Origin of the sequence: Paenibacillus lacisoli, from assembly GCF_030580655.1 — a bacterium.
GTDB classification, from domain to species: domain Bacteria; phylum Bacillota; class Bacilli; order Paenibacillales; family Paenibacillaceae; genus Paenibacillus; species Paenibacillus lacisoli.
In genome coordinates this window covers 189,570-203,775 of the sequence record NZ_JAUQTB010000005.1, presented here as the reverse complement: position 1 = coordinate 203,775, position 14,206 = coordinate 189,570, and the positions used below count along the sequence as shown (strand labels likewise).

12 protein-coding genes and 1 riboswitch are annotated in these 14,206 nt (G+C 50.8%); of the genes, 8 read left to right on the top strand and 4 right to left on the bottom strand.

Annotated features, from left to right (window positions below; translation table 11 throughout):
* The first annotated feature begins 329 nt into the window (after positions 1 to 329).
* Positions 330 to 479 carry a sporulation histidine kinase inhibitor Sda gene (gene sda, locus Q5741_RS11590; protein WP_305024250.1) on the top strand — a complete coding sequence of 50 codons (150 nt, stop codon included), beginning with the start codon at positions 330 to 332 and terminating at the stop codon, positions 477 to 479.
* A 43-nt stretch (positions 480 to 522) separates the two neighbouring features.
* On the opposite strand, the gene Q5741_RS11585 is transcribed toward sda, so the two are convergent.
* Together Q5741_RS11585 and Q5741_RS11580 are read right to left on the bottom strand one after the other, a co-directional pair.
* The gene (locus tag Q5741_RS11585) at positions 523 to 744 is read right to left on the bottom strand and encodes a hypothetical protein (protein WP_305024249.1); all 222 of its coding nucleotides are present in this window, start codon (positions 742 to 744) and stop codon (positions 523 to 525) included.
* Between the two features lie 153 nt (positions 745 to 897).
* Positions 898 to 1,899, bottom strand: a complete 1,002-nt coding sequence (locus Q5741_RS11580) for an NAD(P)/FAD-dependent oxidoreductase (protein ID WP_305024248.1) — start codon at positions 1,897 to 1,899, stop codon at positions 898 to 900.
* A gap of 316 nt (positions 1,900 to 2,215) precedes the next feature.
* On the opposite strand from Q5741_RS11580, the gene Q5741_RS11575 reads away from it, so the two are divergent.
* Positions 2,216 to 3,406, top strand: coding sequence for an NAD(P)/FAD-dependent oxidoreductase (locus Q5741_RS11575; protein ID WP_305024247.1), 1,191 nt, complete (start codon positions 2,216 to 2,218; stop codon positions 3,404 to 3,406).
* 100 nt (positions 3,407 to 3,506) lie between these two features.
* Here the strand turns inward: Q5741_RS11575 and hemQ are convergent, their stop codons facing one another.
* Positions 3,507 to 4,253, bottom strand: coding sequence for a hydrogen peroxide-dependent heme synthase (gene hemQ / locus Q5741_RS11570; protein WP_305024246.1), 747 nt, complete (start codon positions 4,251 to 4,253; stop codon positions 3,507 to 3,509).
* Between the two features lie 343 nt (positions 4,254 to 4,596).
* Here hemQ and Q5741_RS11565 point away from each other — a divergent pair, with 343 nt between their 5' ends.
* The 4 genes from Q5741_RS11565 to uvrC all read left to right on the top strand — a co-directional run bounded on the left by Q5741_RS11565 (position 4,597) and on the right by uvrC (position 9,764).
* A complete protein-coding gene (locus Q5741_RS11565) occupies positions 4,597 to 6,111 on the top strand; it encodes a DnaD domain protein (protein ID WP_305024245.1) in 1,515 nt (504 codons plus the stop codon).
* A gap of 49 nt (positions 6,112 to 6,160) precedes the next feature.
* Positions 6,161 to 7,114, top strand: a complete 954-nt coding sequence (gene dnaI, locus Q5741_RS11560) for a primosomal protein DnaI (protein WP_305024244.1) — start codon at positions 6,161 to 6,163, stop codon at positions 7,112 to 7,114.
* 122 nt (positions 7,115 to 7,236) lie between these two features.
* Positions 7,237 to 7,554 carry a thioredoxin gene (gene trxA, locus Q5741_RS11555; protein ID WP_305024243.1) on the top strand — a complete coding sequence of 106 codons (318 nt, stop codon included), beginning with the start codon at positions 7,237 to 7,239 and terminating at the stop codon, positions 7,552 to 7,554.
* Between the two features lie 143 nt (positions 7,555 to 7,697).
* Entirely contained in the window at positions 7,698 to 9,764 is a 2,067-nt protein-coding gene (gene uvrC / locus Q5741_RS11550) for an excinuclease ABC subunit UvrC (protein WP_305024242.1), read from the top strand.
* A 105-nt stretch (positions 9,765 to 9,869) separates the two neighbouring features.
* Here uvrC and Q5741_RS11545 read toward each other — a convergent pair whose 3' ends face one another.
* Entirely contained in the window at positions 9,870 to 11,591 is a 1,722-nt protein-coding gene (locus tag Q5741_RS11545) for a CPBP family intramembrane glutamic endopeptidase (protein WP_305024241.1), read from the bottom strand.
* Between the two features lie 298 nt (positions 11,592 to 11,889).
* Positions 11,890 to 12,031: riboswitch (cyclic di-AMP (ydaO/yuaA leader) on the top strand.
* A gap of 59 nt (positions 12,032 to 12,090) precedes the next feature.
* On the opposite strand from Q5741_RS11545, the gene Q5741_RS11540 reads away from it, so the two are divergent.
* Both Q5741_RS11540 and Q5741_RS11535 read left to right on the top strand, forming a co-directional pair.
* A complete protein-coding gene (locus Q5741_RS11540; protein ID WP_305024240.1) occupies positions 12,091 to 13,431 on the top strand; it encodes a TrkH family potassium uptake protein in 1,341 nt (446 codons plus the stop codon).
* Between the two features lie 18 nt (positions 13,432 to 13,449).
* Positions 13,450 to 14,115 (top strand): potassium channel family protein, encoded by a 666-nt coding sequence (locus Q5741_RS11535; RefSeq protein WP_305024239.1) that lies wholly within the window; start codon positions 13,450 to 13,452, stop codon positions 14,113 to 14,115.
* Positions 14,116 to 14,206: the final 91 nt, after the last annotated feature.

Below are 14,206 nucleotides of genomic sequence, written 5' to 3'. Positions count from 1 at the left end.
TGATTTTGTTTTTGTACAGCAATATATGGAATGTAATGCTATAATGTAATCAATATATGGTATTTGTAACTATATACATGGCGAATTCAAAGTTCTGAAACTACTTACATTGTATTTTCAAAGAAATATTTTAAGAGCCGGATTCGTCCACAGCAGCTGTGTATAACCTTTATCCACATTATCCCCTGCCATTTACAAGACTTTCTTGGATTTACCAACAGGTTGTGCACATCATTTCCACAGAAGGTTGTGGATAACAGGAACGCTTGTTCTCTTTTTATTTATTTGATAGAATGAATTAGGAAATTTAAGGAAAGGTTGTGTCAGAGATGGCTATGCTAACCGATGAGATGCTGTTGGATTCTTATCATATGGCAATCCAGCTTAATCTTGAGCGCGACTTCATCGCACTTCTCCTGGCTGAGATTCGCAAACGTGAGCTGGACGTTAACGCTAACGCGTTAGCCGTTCTTCATTAATGGAATCTGCAGCAGGCAAGGTGTACACCTGTAAGGAATCGTTCTACAATGTGCCTGCCTGTCCATGAAGTCCAGATGGAGTCTCTGTGAGACTCTCCTGCGCGATGAGAACGGGGACGACATACACTTCATCGTGGTGACAATGTGGACAGGTGAACAGATGGGGACAGCCGCCAGGGTGAACGGAATGAAGCTCGCTGGTATCAACAGAGGAATAGGGACTGTAAGGTCCGGCATAATCTTCCGGTTGCCCGGAGTTGCTCATCCATTGTCCGCAGCGGGGACATGGCCTTGTAACTGCTTCCAGACCGTTGCACAAAGGGCACATATAAGACAAGGGTATCTCCTCCTGAGAATGTTATCTTCAGGAGTAAGATACCCTTTTTTCTGTGGAATATAATTGTCTCTTGACTGGGTGCTACATCTTCATGTTACTGCTGTGACCCGGGGACAGCTTGGCGTCCGGATCCAGATATACTTTCGCGTTATTCACGGCCGTAGGTGCTTCACCGAAACCTACTGCAATCAGCTTCAGCTTGCCCGGATAGGTCGTGATGTCCCCGGCTGCAAAGATGCCCGGAATATTAGTCTCCTGGCGGGTATCAACAACGATGGAGTTGCTGCTGATCTCGATCCCCCACTCGGCAATCGGTCCGAGCGAAGACACAAATCCGAAGTTGACGATCACATCATCGACTTGGATCTCCTGCGTTTTCTTTGTTTTCACATCAGACAAGGTAACGCTGGTAATGGTTTCATCGCCATGCAGACTCACGATTTCGGTTGGGGTCACAACGCGCACCTTGGAAGCCATAAGATTCTCCACGCTGTGTTCATGTGCTCTGAATTTGTCGCGACGGTGAATCAGCGTAACTTCAGCTGCAATTGGCTCCAGCATCAGTGCCCAGTCTACAGCAGAATCACCACCGCCGCTGATCAATACTTTCCGGCCTGCGAATTTGCTCAGATCGCTGACGAAGTAATGCAGGTTCTTTCCTTCGAATCGGGCAGCTTCCGGGAGTTCCAGACGGCGAGGCTCGAATGCCCCTACACCGGCTGTAATAATTACGGCTTTGCTGTGGTATTCATTCTTATCTGTTCTTACGACAAAGTGGCGCTCTTCCAGCTTCTCAACCGAGACGACCTTCTCTTCGAGTACAATATGAGGATTAAAATGGTTCATCTGCTGAACCAGATTGTTGACAAGCTCCTGAGCTGTTATTTTTGGGAATCCGGCCACGTCATAAATATACTTCTCTGGATAGAGAGCGGCGAGCTGCCCGCCCAACTGGGGCATGCTCTCAATCAGTGTTACGGAAGCCTGGCGCATCCCGCCGTAGAATGCGGCGAAGAGGCCGGCCGGGCCGCCTCCGATAATAATCAGATCGGTTATGGAACCGTTGTGGTCTTGAACTGTCACAGGTGATGCACCTCCGCTAAAATATCAAACCGTCAGCTGCCGCCAGAGCAGCGCTGCTGGCTAACCTTTCACATTCGTATCCTTTCAAACACGGGTATGTAAAAAGCTTAACTGCTATTCATTATAAACGCTGGTAACCTGCTTTGGAAAGTCGGCTATGACAGAGCTCCCGGACCATGCCGGTCCTTCAAAAAAACGACTATATTCAATGACTGCTGTGAATACTAAGGAGAGGAATGTATAAAGCTGGTGCCACAAGCTGTCCACCATATACAATAATGGAAATGGAGCGAAACAAACCGGAAGGGGTTAAACCATGAGCAATATTCCCAAAATCGTGATTTTGGGTGCTGGTTACGGGGGGATACTGACAGCGCAGCGGCTGCAAAAAGAATTAAAATATAATGAGGCCGATGTCACGCTCGTCAACCGCCATGACTATCACTATATTACCACCCATTTGCACATGCCGGCAGCCGGGACGGATACGATCGAACACTCACGGGTTCCCATCTCAAAGCTGATTGATGAATTCAAAATTGATCTCGTCAAATCCACAGTCAAGGAAATCCGGGTTCAAGAGAAGAAAGTTATCCTGGAAGACGGCCTGCTCACCTACGACTATCTGGTGATCGGTCTTGGCGGAGAGCCGGAGACCTTCGGTATCCGGGGAATGAAGGAACATGCGATGACGATCCGCAGTATCAATTCCGTTCGGATGATCCGTGAACATGTAGAGTACCAGTTTGCCTTATACAAGAACGACCGCAGAGAGTCACGGCTGAATTTTGTGGTAGGAGGGGCCGGCTTCAGCGGCATTGAGTTTGTGGCCGAACTGGCGGATCGGATTCCCGTTTTGTGCCGTGAATTCGATGTAGATCCCAACCGGGTCAACATCTACAATGTCGAGGCTGCCCCCACAGCGCTGCCGGGTTTTGATCCCGAGCTGGTAGAATACGCTATGGACGTGCTGAAGCGCAAGGGTGTTACTTTTCGGATTGGAGTACCGATTAAAGAATGTCTTCCTGACGGTGTCATCGTAGGTGAAGGGGAGAAGATTCAGGCCCAGACCATCGTGTGGACCGGCGGTATCCGCGGCAACCATATTATTGAGGACGCCGGTTTTGAAGTTATGCGTGGACGGGTTAAGGTAGATGAGTTTCTGCGTGCGCCGGGATACGATCACATTTTCATCATTGGTGACAACTCTTTGTTCTTCAACCCGGAAGGGCGTCCTTATCCGCCTACGGCCCAGATCGCGATGCAGCAGGGAGTCACCTGTGCAAGGAATGTAGTGGCCGCCATCCGCAGACGCCAGCCGCACAAGTTCGTCTTCAGCAACAAGGGGACGGTGGCCTCCTTGGGTAAGGGAGAGGCAGTAGCGGTTGTCGGCGGGCGCAAGATGAAGGGATGGACAGCTGCCCAATTGAAGAAGATTGTAGATATGCGCTATCTGTTCATCATCGGCGGCATTCCGCTGGTGCTGAAGAAGGGACGCTTTTTCTAGATCGCAGGAGCTGCAGACAGCAAAGAGACCCTCGGGCTGCCAGGACAGGCGGAGGGTCTCTTTGCTGTATTTATACTTATTGTTGAATCATTAGGTGGATTTAGAGCTTGAGCATTTCCTCAAAGGATCCCTCATCCAGCAGGCTGCCAACGTAGAAAGAACCGAATTCACCATAACGTGCACTGACCTCGTCAAAGCGCATTTCGTACACCAGCTTTTTGAACTGCAGTGCATCGTCTGAGAACAGGGTAACGCCCCATTCCCAGTCATCCAAACCTACCGAACCGGTAATAATCTGTTTGACCTTGCCTGCATAACTGCGGCCGATCATACCGTGACTGCGCATCATTCCCCGGCGTTCTTCCATGGACAGCATATACCAGTTGTCGTTCAGATCGCGTTTTTTGTTCATCGGGTAGAAACAGATATAACGGTTCTTGGGCAGAATTGGCTTCAGGCGCGCCATGATTTCCGGGTTTTGGTATGGATCCCCGCCGTCCTTGCCCAGGTAGTTGCTCAGCTCCACCACACTGACATAGGAATACGATTTGGTCGTATATTTGGCAAAAGTAGTTTTGTTGAACTCGTTCTCCAAATGTTTGAGATCTTCCAGTGTCTCGCGCAGATGGAACATAACGAAATCCGCTTTCTGTCCTACCACCGTGTAGACGGTAGAACTTCCTTGACCAGCTTCCTCCGCCGTTGTCCATTCTTTCATAAACGCCTGCAGCTCATCGAGGGCTACAGCACGCTCCTCATCATCCGCTGCCTTCCAAGCCGTCCAGTCAATGGATCGGAAATCGTGCAGGGCGTACCAGCCCTCCAGCGTCATTGCGGCATCGCTCATTGATTATTCACTCCTGTCATATATGTAAGCATTGGATGTAATTCACAGTCATTAGATTGACTCTTACATTGTATCCCAAGCGCTAAGGCCGGGCAAATCATGGACGATAATTTCACTTAAAATTCATAAGAACTGCCTTCGGATGTCCATTGATTTGTCGTACCGTTTGCTGTAAACTGACTCTTTGCCGCTCGAATATGAAGGTCGGCGTATGTCGTTCTATAACGAATGATGGCCGAATAAAAGGGAGCATTCCCAAATATTTTGGCTCATTTTAAGGATTTAACGTACAGGCAGATATGATAGAATAGAGAAACATGAAACGGGAAAGGAAGATGGGGCGATGCGGATGAAAAGCCTGCTGCATTTTACAGAGAATCATCGCTACTGTGTATACAGGGAGTTTGGCCTTAGCGCCATTGATGAGCGTATGCTCAGTAATGTATATCAGCCGATGGTCGGGGCCTTTGCAATGGGCCTGTATAAGCTTCTCTGCCAGCACGTGCCTGCCGAGCAGGTCGGGTATTCACCGCTGGAGCAGCAGCGCAGGCTGTTCCTCACGCTGGGGCTGGAGCCAAGTGAGAAGGGGCGTAAGTACCTGATGGAACAGGCATCGCTGCTGGAAGCTGTCGGTCTGCTTCAGACCAGCCGCCTCTACATGCCGGAGACGGATGATTATATGTACGAGTATGAACTGCAGGCACCCTTATCGCCGAACGAGTTCTTCCGTACCCAGCATCTTACGCTGCTTCTGCGCGACAAGATCGGCAAGTTTGCCGTGCTGGCTCTGCGTGCTTCCCTCTGGAGCAGCGAAGCTGCCGAGTGGCCCCAATCTTCCTATAATAAGGAGAACATATCGGTTCCCTTCTATGATATTTTCGAATTAAACACGCATGTGATCGACTACGAGCTGGAACAGGCCTTGACGGAAGTGTCGACTGCACGTCAGAGCGGCCCGCTTGCCGTCAAGGAAGAGGACAGTCTGAACTATGCGGATATTATTTTACGTTTCCCGCGGGAGTCGGCCAACCGCCGTTATGTAGAACAGCTGCGCTTCGATCACGAACAGTTCAGCATGCTCAATTACGTCGTCCGGAAGTTTGATCTGGATATTCCAGATATCTGCCGGCTGCTGGATGAGGACGGAATCTTTGATACGCAGGGTGCCCTGCTGCTGGACGAGCTTCAGCATCAGGCCAGCCTCGTGTCCCGTCAGGAGCGTAAACGCCGGGAGCAGCAGGAAGTCCATGCCGCCAAGGTCATTGCCCTGCGGCAGACGGAAGAGACGGATGAACTGCAGGAAGAACACATGGTTGAGATGGAGTATTATGTTGAAGTTCCTCCGCAATTTGAGTCCAAATGTGATGTGCACCAGTATAATATGATGCTGCGCAATGAGCCGTACACACGTCTGCTTAAGACATTCTTCCCAGGTTCGGTGCCTTCTAATCTGATCGATATATTCGAGAAAATTGACCTGAGCTACAAGCTGCCAGCTGAAGTGATCAATGTACTGATCCATTACCTGATGTCACTGCTTGTTAAGGGAAGCGACCAGCGGATCAATCGTAATTTTGTCGAGGCGGTAGCCTCGAATATGCTGCTCAAGCAAATAAATACCTATGAGAAGGCCGTACAGTACATACGGGACCAGTCGAAGGTTAAGGGGAAAAATGCAGCCTCCGGCGGCAGCGCTCCGCGTAATCGCGGATATGCCGGACGACAGGGCAAGCTGAAGCCGGAAATACCGATTGTACAGGATGAAGCCGGCGGGGATGCTGTCTCGGAAGAGGAATTCGAGGAGCTGCTGCGTATGGCGGAGCAGATGCAGGCAGGCAAGAAGAAAAGCGGTATGTAGAGCCGTTTAAATATAGAAGATTGAGGATTGACCGAGAGGAGGGCGGAAGATGGAATCACTGGGAGAACTGCTCCAGCGGATGCAGAGTTCATCGTTTAAGGAGCGTTCCGAACGTCTGACCGGAGAACTGATGGGCGACCCGCTTGTGCGCGAATTCAGAGCTGAACACCCCGAAGTGGATGAGAGGCTGCTTAGAATCAACATGAGCAAGCTGTACCAGTACACCAAAGACCGCCGCAGCTGTGATAACTGCCCGGGACTGGAACGATGCCCGAATGATTTTCAGGGGCATTACTGCAAGCTGACCGTCGAGGACATCAACGGAATTCCAGAAATTGTGGAGCGCCGGGCTCCTTGCGCCCTGCAGCTCGCCTGGCAGCGTGAACAGCAGGTAAGGCAGCGGATCCGCAGCTTCTATGTGGATGAGCGAGCTCTGAAGGAAGGGTATAATGCGGTTGAGATTGCCCGCAAGGATCTGCAGCGTGCGCCTGCAGTCAACCAGGTTTTCCGCTATATCAACGAAGTGAAGGAGAAGGGGCTGCCTACGACAGGCCTTTATTTGGAGGGTTCTTTTGGTACAGGAAAGACGTTCCTGATGGGATATCTTCTCCATGAGCTGGCATTGGTGGGTTACACGGGTGTCATCGTCTACATGCCTGATTTCGTAGAAGACCTCAAATCCATGTTCCAGGATGGACAGAAGCTAAAGGATACGACGGATATGTTGAAGAACTGCGATCTGCTGATCTTCGACGATATCGGTGCAGAAAACCTGAGCCCGTGGGTACGGGACCATGTACTGGGCTCGATTCTGAATTACAGAATGAACCGGAAGCCAACCTTGTATACCTCCAATTATTCGCTGGAAGGACTGGAGAAGCATCTGAGCTTCACGAGTAAGGACGGCGAGGAGATTTATAAGGGGCAGCGTCTGATGGACCGGATTCGGCCGTTCGTAGATGTAGTCAAGGTCAAGGGTGACAATCAGCGCGGCGGTCAGTGAGGATTTGATGAAGATCCTCCTTTTGTTTCACAATCAAGAGTTTATTATGCTATACTGATCACGTGTCGATTCCGGCACTTTGGGTTATATTATAATGAAGTTTCCTATAAGGAGGAATTCTCATGGCTATTGTGAACGTATCCGACCAATCCTTCAAGAACGAGGTTGAAGGCCAAGGAACGGTTTTGGTTGATTTTTGGGCACCGTGGTGCGGCCCTTGTAAAATGCTTGCTCCAATTCTGGATGAATTGTCCACGGAATTGGGCGACGATGTGAAAATTGCGAAGGTGAACGTGGATGAGAATCCGGAATCCGCTTCCCGCTTTGGCGTAATGAGTATTCCTACCCTGATCTTCTTCAAAGACGGTCAGCCTGTGGATAAAGTGGTAGGTCTGAACTCCAAAGAAGCATTGAAAGGCATCATTGCCAAACATCAATAATTCAGCATGTACCGGACTGTAAACCCAGTTCCGGCCTGCTGAACACAGCCTCCGGTTTGAACCGGGGGCGTTTTTTGCGTTATTGTCCCTGAATGTTACAATAGGCGCTGCTTGTCCACCATGGAGAGGAGGACCAGAATCGTATGGAAGAGTTTGCGGACTTGGTAAGGGAACAGGAGAAGGCCATGGAGAACATTCGCCACAAGCTGGCACTGCTGCCTGATCTGCCAGGCTGCTATCTGATGAAGAACCGGGAAGGCACTATTATTTATGTAGGTAAAGCAAAGGTACTCAAGAACCGGGTACGTTCCTATTTTACCGGCAGCCATAATGGAAAGACACAGCGGCTCGTTTCCGAGATCCGCGATTTTGAATATATCGTAACCGGCAGCAACATGGAGGCACTGATTCTCGAATGCAACCTGATCAAAAAGCACCAGCCTCGTTACAATGTACTGCTTAAGGATGACAAGACGTTTCCATATCTCAAAATTACGAATGAAGCCCATCCTCGGCTGGAAGTAACCCGCAGGGTGTTAAAAGATAAAGCCAAATATTTCGGGCCCTACCCGAATTCGTATGCAGCCCACCAGACCAAAAAGCTGCTGGACCGGATGTATCCGCTGCGCAAGTGCGGTGTGATGCCTAAAGAGGTCTGCCTTTACTATCATATGCACCAATGTCTGGGGCCGTGTGTTAAGGAAGTGAGCAAGGAGACCTATGACCAGATCGGCCAGGAGATCGGCTCTTTCCTGAGCGGGGGGCATGAGGAGATCAAAAAGGATCTGCAGCGCAAGATGCAGGAGGCCGCCGAAGATTTGTATTTTGAACGGGCCAAGGAACTGCGTGACCAGATTATCAGCATTGACGCGATTATGGAGAAGCAGAAGATTACGACGGCGGATTCCAAAGACCGTGATGTGTTTGGCTTCGCGGTGGATAAAGGCTGGATGTGTGTGCAGATTCTGTATGTCCGCAAGGGTAAAATGATTGAACGCCATACGTCGACGTTCCCTTTCTATGGCGAGGCATATAGTGACTTTATGTCCTTTGTCACCCAGTATTACAGTGACAACCCGGCCTTGCCGCATGAGATTCTGCTCCCCGGTCTGGATGTGGTACCCGCAGAAACAGCTTCTCCAGGCCATGGAGAAACCGTTTCAGGCATCGCACCGACTGCCGCAGCCGCAGAGCAGCCGAAGACAATGGAGGGTCTGCTGGTCGCAGAGGCGTCTGGAGAAGGTGCCTACACGGCTGGTTCGGACGAAAGTGAATCTATTGGAGACCGTCTGGAGGCAGAGAGTGATGAGGACAGCGGCAGCCAGGAGAGTGTGTCGGGTGCCGGACTGGAAGACCCGGTTACTGCCGCAGCAGCGCTGCAGGAATGGCTGGAGGTAAAGGTTCTGGTACCGCAGCGGGGTCTGAAGCGCCAGATGACAGGAATGGCCGCTGATAATGCGCGCGTATCTCTTGATGAGAAATTCCGTCTGATTGAACGTGATGAGGAACGGACAGTCAAGGCAGCAGCCGCGCTGGGTGAAGCGATTGGTCTGCCTTCCATGCACCGGATCGAGGCTTTTGATAACTCGAACATTCAGGGGGCAGATCCGGTATCCGCCATGGTCGTATTCATTGACGGCAAGGCGGACAAGAAAGAATACCGCAAGTACAAGATCCGTTCGGTTGAAGGACCGGATGATTATGATACGATGCGTGAGGTGGTCCGCCGCCGCTATGAACGGGTGCTTAAGGAAGGACTGGAGCAGCCGGATCTGATCATTGTAGACGGCGGTAAAGGCCAGATCTCTGCAGCCATGGATGTGCTGCAGAATGAGCTGGGTCTCTTCATTCCGGTATGCGGGCTGGTGAAGGATAACAAGCATAAAACTTCACAGCTGCTGATGGGGGATACAGCTGAGGTTGTAGCCCTTCCGCGCAACAGTGAGGAGTTTTACCTCCTGCAGCGTATCCAGGAGGAGGTCCACCGGTTCGCAATTACGTTCCACCGGGAACAGCGCGGCAAGTCGATGGTGACCTCCAAGCTGGACTCCATTCCGGGGATTGGCGAGAAGCGGCGCAAGCTTCTGCTGAAGCACTTTGGCTCGCTTAAGAAGATTCGTGAGGCCAGTGTTGAGGACTTCCGCCCGCTGTCTATTGGCGACAAGCTGGCCCGGCAGATCATTGCGGCCTTGCGTGAAGATGAGCAGTAAATGCAGTAGTTCAATCAAAAGAGCCTTAGCCCCTTCTGACAGGGCTAAGGCTCTTTTGATTGAAGTCACTTTGCTTGATATGTGAATATTTGAGGCTGACAGAAGTTATTCCACCGTTCCCGGGCCGGCTGTACCATAAGGCTGTACAGCCGGCTGCTGTGGTGCAAACTTGCGGTTGCGGTTAAAACGATAGATCACGTAACCGACAATGGCCGGAAGAACGATCCAGAATATGCCTGCAATAACGTTAACTGCGTCTCCCATGGCAATCAGGCTGATGCCCATAAGTACACTGTCAAATACCACATGGCTGAATACGACCGTAGCAAAGCCGTAGCGCAGGAACACAAAGCTGAAGAGCAAACCGATGATGGCAAGCTCGATCGGGCGTGTGCTGACCGGGTAGATCGGATACAGCGTATGGCCGAAAGCCCAGATCAGCGAGGACAGCAGGCTCGCCACAAAGGTGCTGCGGACGATCTTCTTCAGCATTGGAATACCGAATAGACGGTACACCCCTTCTTCTCCGATTCCGGCCATCCACGCCAGAATCGGCATCAGCCACGGATAGATCGTGTTGTAAGGGGACTGTGTCTCGTCCGTGGTAGACCAGGTATGGATGGTCAGCTGCAGGATCACGAAGATGACCGACTGCACGCCCAGCAGGATCAAGGCCCAGAGGTAACCGCGGTACATACTGTGCAGCGTGTAGGAAGCGAAGCCTGGCTCAGAAGCGCGCAGCCACAGATTTCTTCCCTGCTTCCGCCATAACCCGTCGCCTCCAACAAGGGAGAGATAGAGTATGACAGCCATCACGAGCGTGTACATAGCCTGGATGATCATGCCGAATACCAGAATGCCGCCGGTGGTTCCGCTTGCCTGCAGAGCAGGCAGCATATTCAGTGTGCCGACCATGGCTACCACAAAGTAGATAACCGATAAGGCCGCCCCGCGGGCGAAGCTGGTGTGGTGCCGTGTAAGAATGCTGTACACGATGGCGAGCACGCCCAGGATAAAGGTCAGGACCACATAACCGATCCAATACAGCCAATTAGCCAGCTTGGTCTGATCATCAACATATTGAGTGTGGGCAGCCGGAACGGAAAAGACGGGTGCAAAGGCCGTAACGGCTCCCTGTTCAAAAGCGAATTTCAGCTCAAGCCTGGACTGACCGATTGCGGCATCCTTGACGCGGTAGGTCAGTCCCGACTGATCGGTCCCTGTCATCAATTCGAGCTGGGAGGGGTCATATCCGAAGAGCTTCAGCACCGGTCCCGCCAGCTGCTCCTTCTCGTTCAGCTGCATGCCGCTCTCAGCGATGCGCATCAGCATATCTTTGGCAGCCGGGTCCTCCGTTGCGGCAGCCCGGGCTGCATTCTTGTCACTACTCTTAACCTGGAAGCCGACGGTTTGGCCGCTGCTCATATTGATGTCGACGGCTGCATCCTGACCGTTCGCCGCTCCTTTTAACTGGACACGGAATACGTCATAAGGATACTTGCGGTTCCATTTCTTATCATAATCCCCGATTAAATTCTCCTTGGACAAGTAGCCGTAAAAGTCCGATCTGGAATGATAGATAACGAGCGGCTCGCCTGCTTCCGTTCCAGGCCCCCATACGCTGTCTGCAAACTGCCGGGCCTTCTGAGCGGCCTGCTCTTTGGTAATCATGCCGCCTTCCGGCAGATCCGATGACTGATTTGTCAGTGACGGGAGCATAATTTGAAGAACAAAGAATAGCACAAGGCCGATCACGGCCAGTACAATCAGCCTTCTGTATTGATTTGCGGATGCTTCAGCAGTCTCTGATCCTATAGAACTTTTCATCTAATTCCTCCTTGTTCAAGCCTAATCCCTGTTATTCTGCCCAGGCCCGAGGCCGGGTACAACAAATTTAACAATAGCATACGGGGAGGCTTAATAACCAGTACCTTACATTTAAGATGATAGTGGATGAAAAAAACAGAAAGTGTGTGAAAGAGATGGAAAAACTGCTTGCGATCAGCCGGATTGAAGCTTTTTGGTCAAAATCGGGCTAATTCCGACTAAACCATTTTTGTGTGCACAGGTAACTAGCATTATAATCTCTATGCAAATGTACAAAAGATAAAAACAAGCAGCGAATCAAATAAGATAACCGAATTTCCATAGGAAAACGGGGGAACCATGAATTGGGGTGAATTTCGGACGGCGCTGCCGACCGAATAGGGCAGCCTGCATATGTCCGAATCCGTCAGCTAACCTCGTAGGTGATCATCAGCAGGAACCAGTAGACACGGGTTTTCCGGTGTCTTTTTTTCGTGAATTTACAAATGAGGTGAAACGGTTGAATTCAAAGCTGAAATGGCTGAAGTTATCTCCCCCCCGGATTCTGGTATTGGGTTTTGCAGCCATTATTTTGCTCGGCGGCCTGCTGTTAATGCTGCCCGTCTCCAACACCAGCGGCAGGCATCTGCCTTTTATAGATGCTTTGTTTACTGCCACATCTGCCACCTGTGTGACCGGGCTTGTCGTGAGAGATACCGGGCTTGATTTTACTACATTCGGTCAGGTTGTCATTATGCTTCTTATTCAGCTGGGTGGTCTGGGGTTTATGACCATGGCTACCTTGGTAGCACTCGTATTCAAGCGCCGGATTTCACTGCGAGACCGTCTGATTCTCCAGGAGGCGATGAATCAGAATACGATGGAAGGAATTGTGCGTCTGATCCGTAAGGTCATGATCTATTCGTTGACGATTGAGGCGGTCTGCGCGGCGCTGTTCGCTGCCCGCTGGGCTTTCGATATGCCTTTCGGAAGAGCTGTTTATTTTGGAATTTGGCATTCCATCTCCATGTTTAATAATGCGGGGTTTGACCTGTTTGGCGAATACCGGAGTTTGACCGGTTATGTATATGATCCAATAGTGAACTTTGTGGCTATGTTTCTTATCATTTCCGGGGGCATCGGATTTGTGGTCATGTCTGATCTGGTTGAATACCGGAAGAACCGTAAGCTGTCACTGCATACCAAGGTGGTATTGTCGATGACGGCGTTTCTGATTGTGTTCGGTGCGGTTGTTATTTTCATCTTTGAATTCACTAATCCGAGAACGCTCGGTTCCCTGAACTGGGGAGGCAAGCTGCTCGGTGCGTTTTTCCAGTCGGTCACACCACGTACGGCAGGCGCTAATACGCTGGATATCGGCGGCCTGCGGCAGGCCACACAGTTTTTCATTATTATTCTTATGTTTATAGGGGCTTCACCAGGATCTACCGGCGGCGGTATCAAGACGACGACCTTTACGATCATGATCGGTGCTGTGATTGCGATGATCCGCGGTCGTGATGATATCGTGATGTTCCGGTACCGTCTGGCGCAGGAGCGAATTTTCAAGGCACTGACTATTTCTCTGCTGGCTCTGCTGCTGGTCATTATGGTCACGATGGCCCTGACAACAACGGAGAGCGCGAGTTTTCTCAGTATATTATTCGAGACGACTTCGGCCTTCGGTACCGTAGGGCTATCGATGGGGCTGACCCCCCATTTAACGACGATCGGCAAAGTGCTGATCTGTATAACGATGTTTGCGGGCCGTCTTGGACCGCTGACTCTGGCGTACGCGCTTGGACCTAAGAAAGGCAAAGAGCTGTACCGCCATCCGGAAGGTAAAATGATTATTGGATAAGGGAGTATGACAAGGATAATGAAGATACAGCAATTTGCGGTAATCGGTTTGGGCCGCTTCGGCTCCAGCCTTGCGCTGGAGCTCATGGAACTGGGATATGAGGTGCTCGGCATCGACCGTGACGAAGATGTGGTGCACGAGATGAGCGAGCTCCTGACTCATGCGGTGATCGCTGACGCAACGGATGAAGAGACGCTCCGGTCTCTCGGTATCCGCAACTTTGACTGCGGGATCGTTGCGATTGGTGATGACATCCAGATGAGTATTCTGGCCACCATCCTGCTGAAGGAGCTGGGTGTCAATCAGGTTGTCGCTAAGGCCATCTCGACTTTGCACGGGCGCGCGCTTACCAAACTTGGTGTAGACCGGGTTATCTATCCTGAACGGGACATGGGCGTGCGGGTTGCTCATCAGCTGGTAACCCCGAATTTGCTTGATTATATTGAGCTGTCCAAGGATTACAGCATCGTGGAATTAACAGTGCCCGGATGTCTGAACGGTAAGACATTATCTGAAGTGAACTCCCGCGCCCGTTATGGCTGCAGCATTGTAGCCGTACACAAGCCGGAAGGCATTATTATTGCACCAACAGCAATGGACCAGCTCCGTCAGGGGGATATTATGGTCGTGATCGGTTCGAACGAAAATATTACACAGTTTGAGCAGCAGGTAGTAAATGTGTAATTACCGGGGAAATAATCATAATAGGTCTCATTAGAATAGGTCTTATTAGAAAATAACAAATGAGGCAATATATTCGTCAAGAAGAGAAGGG

What these genes read in the sequence shown, in the direction of transcription:
- sda (WP_305024250.1), top strand. Translation starts at nt 330, where the DNA reads ATGGCTATGCTAACCGATGAGATGCTGTTGGATTCTTATCATATGGCA.
- Q5741_RS11585 (WP_305024249.1), bottom strand. Translation starts at nt 744, where the DNA reads ATGAGCAACTCCGGGCAACCGGAAGATTATGCCGGACCTTACAGTCCC.
- Q5741_RS11575 (WP_305024247.1), top strand. Translation starts at nt 2,216, where the DNA reads ATGAGCAATATTCCCAAAATCGTGATTTTGGGTGCTGGTTACGGGGGG.
- hemQ (WP_305024246.1), bottom strand. Translation starts at nt 4,253, where the DNA reads ATGAGCGATGCCGCAATGACGCTGGAGGGCTGGTACGCCCTGCACGAT.
- Q5741_RS11565 (WP_305024245.1), top strand. Translation starts at nt 4,597, where the DNA reads ATGCGGATGAAAAGCCTGCTGCATTTTACAGAGAATCATCGCTACTGT.
- dnaI (WP_305024244.1), top strand. Translation starts at nt 6,161, where the DNA reads ATGGAATCACTGGGAGAACTGCTCCAGCGGATGCAGAGTTCATCGTTT.
- trxA (WP_305024243.1), top strand. Translation starts at nt 7,237, where the DNA reads ATGGCTATTGTGAACGTATCCGACCAATCCTTCAAGAACGAGGTTGAA.
- uvrC (WP_305024242.1), top strand. Translation starts at nt 7,698, where the DNA reads ATGGAAGAGTTTGCGGACTTGGTAAGGGAACAGGAGAAGGCCATGGAG.
- Q5741_RS11545 (WP_305024241.1), bottom strand. Translation starts at nt 11,591, where the DNA reads ATGAAAAGTTCTATAGGATCAGAGACTGCTGAAGCATCCGCAAATCAA.
- Q5741_RS11535 (WP_305024239.1), top strand. Translation starts at nt 13,450, where the DNA reads ATGAAGATACAGCAATTTGCGGTAATCGGTTTGGGCCGCTTCGGCTCC.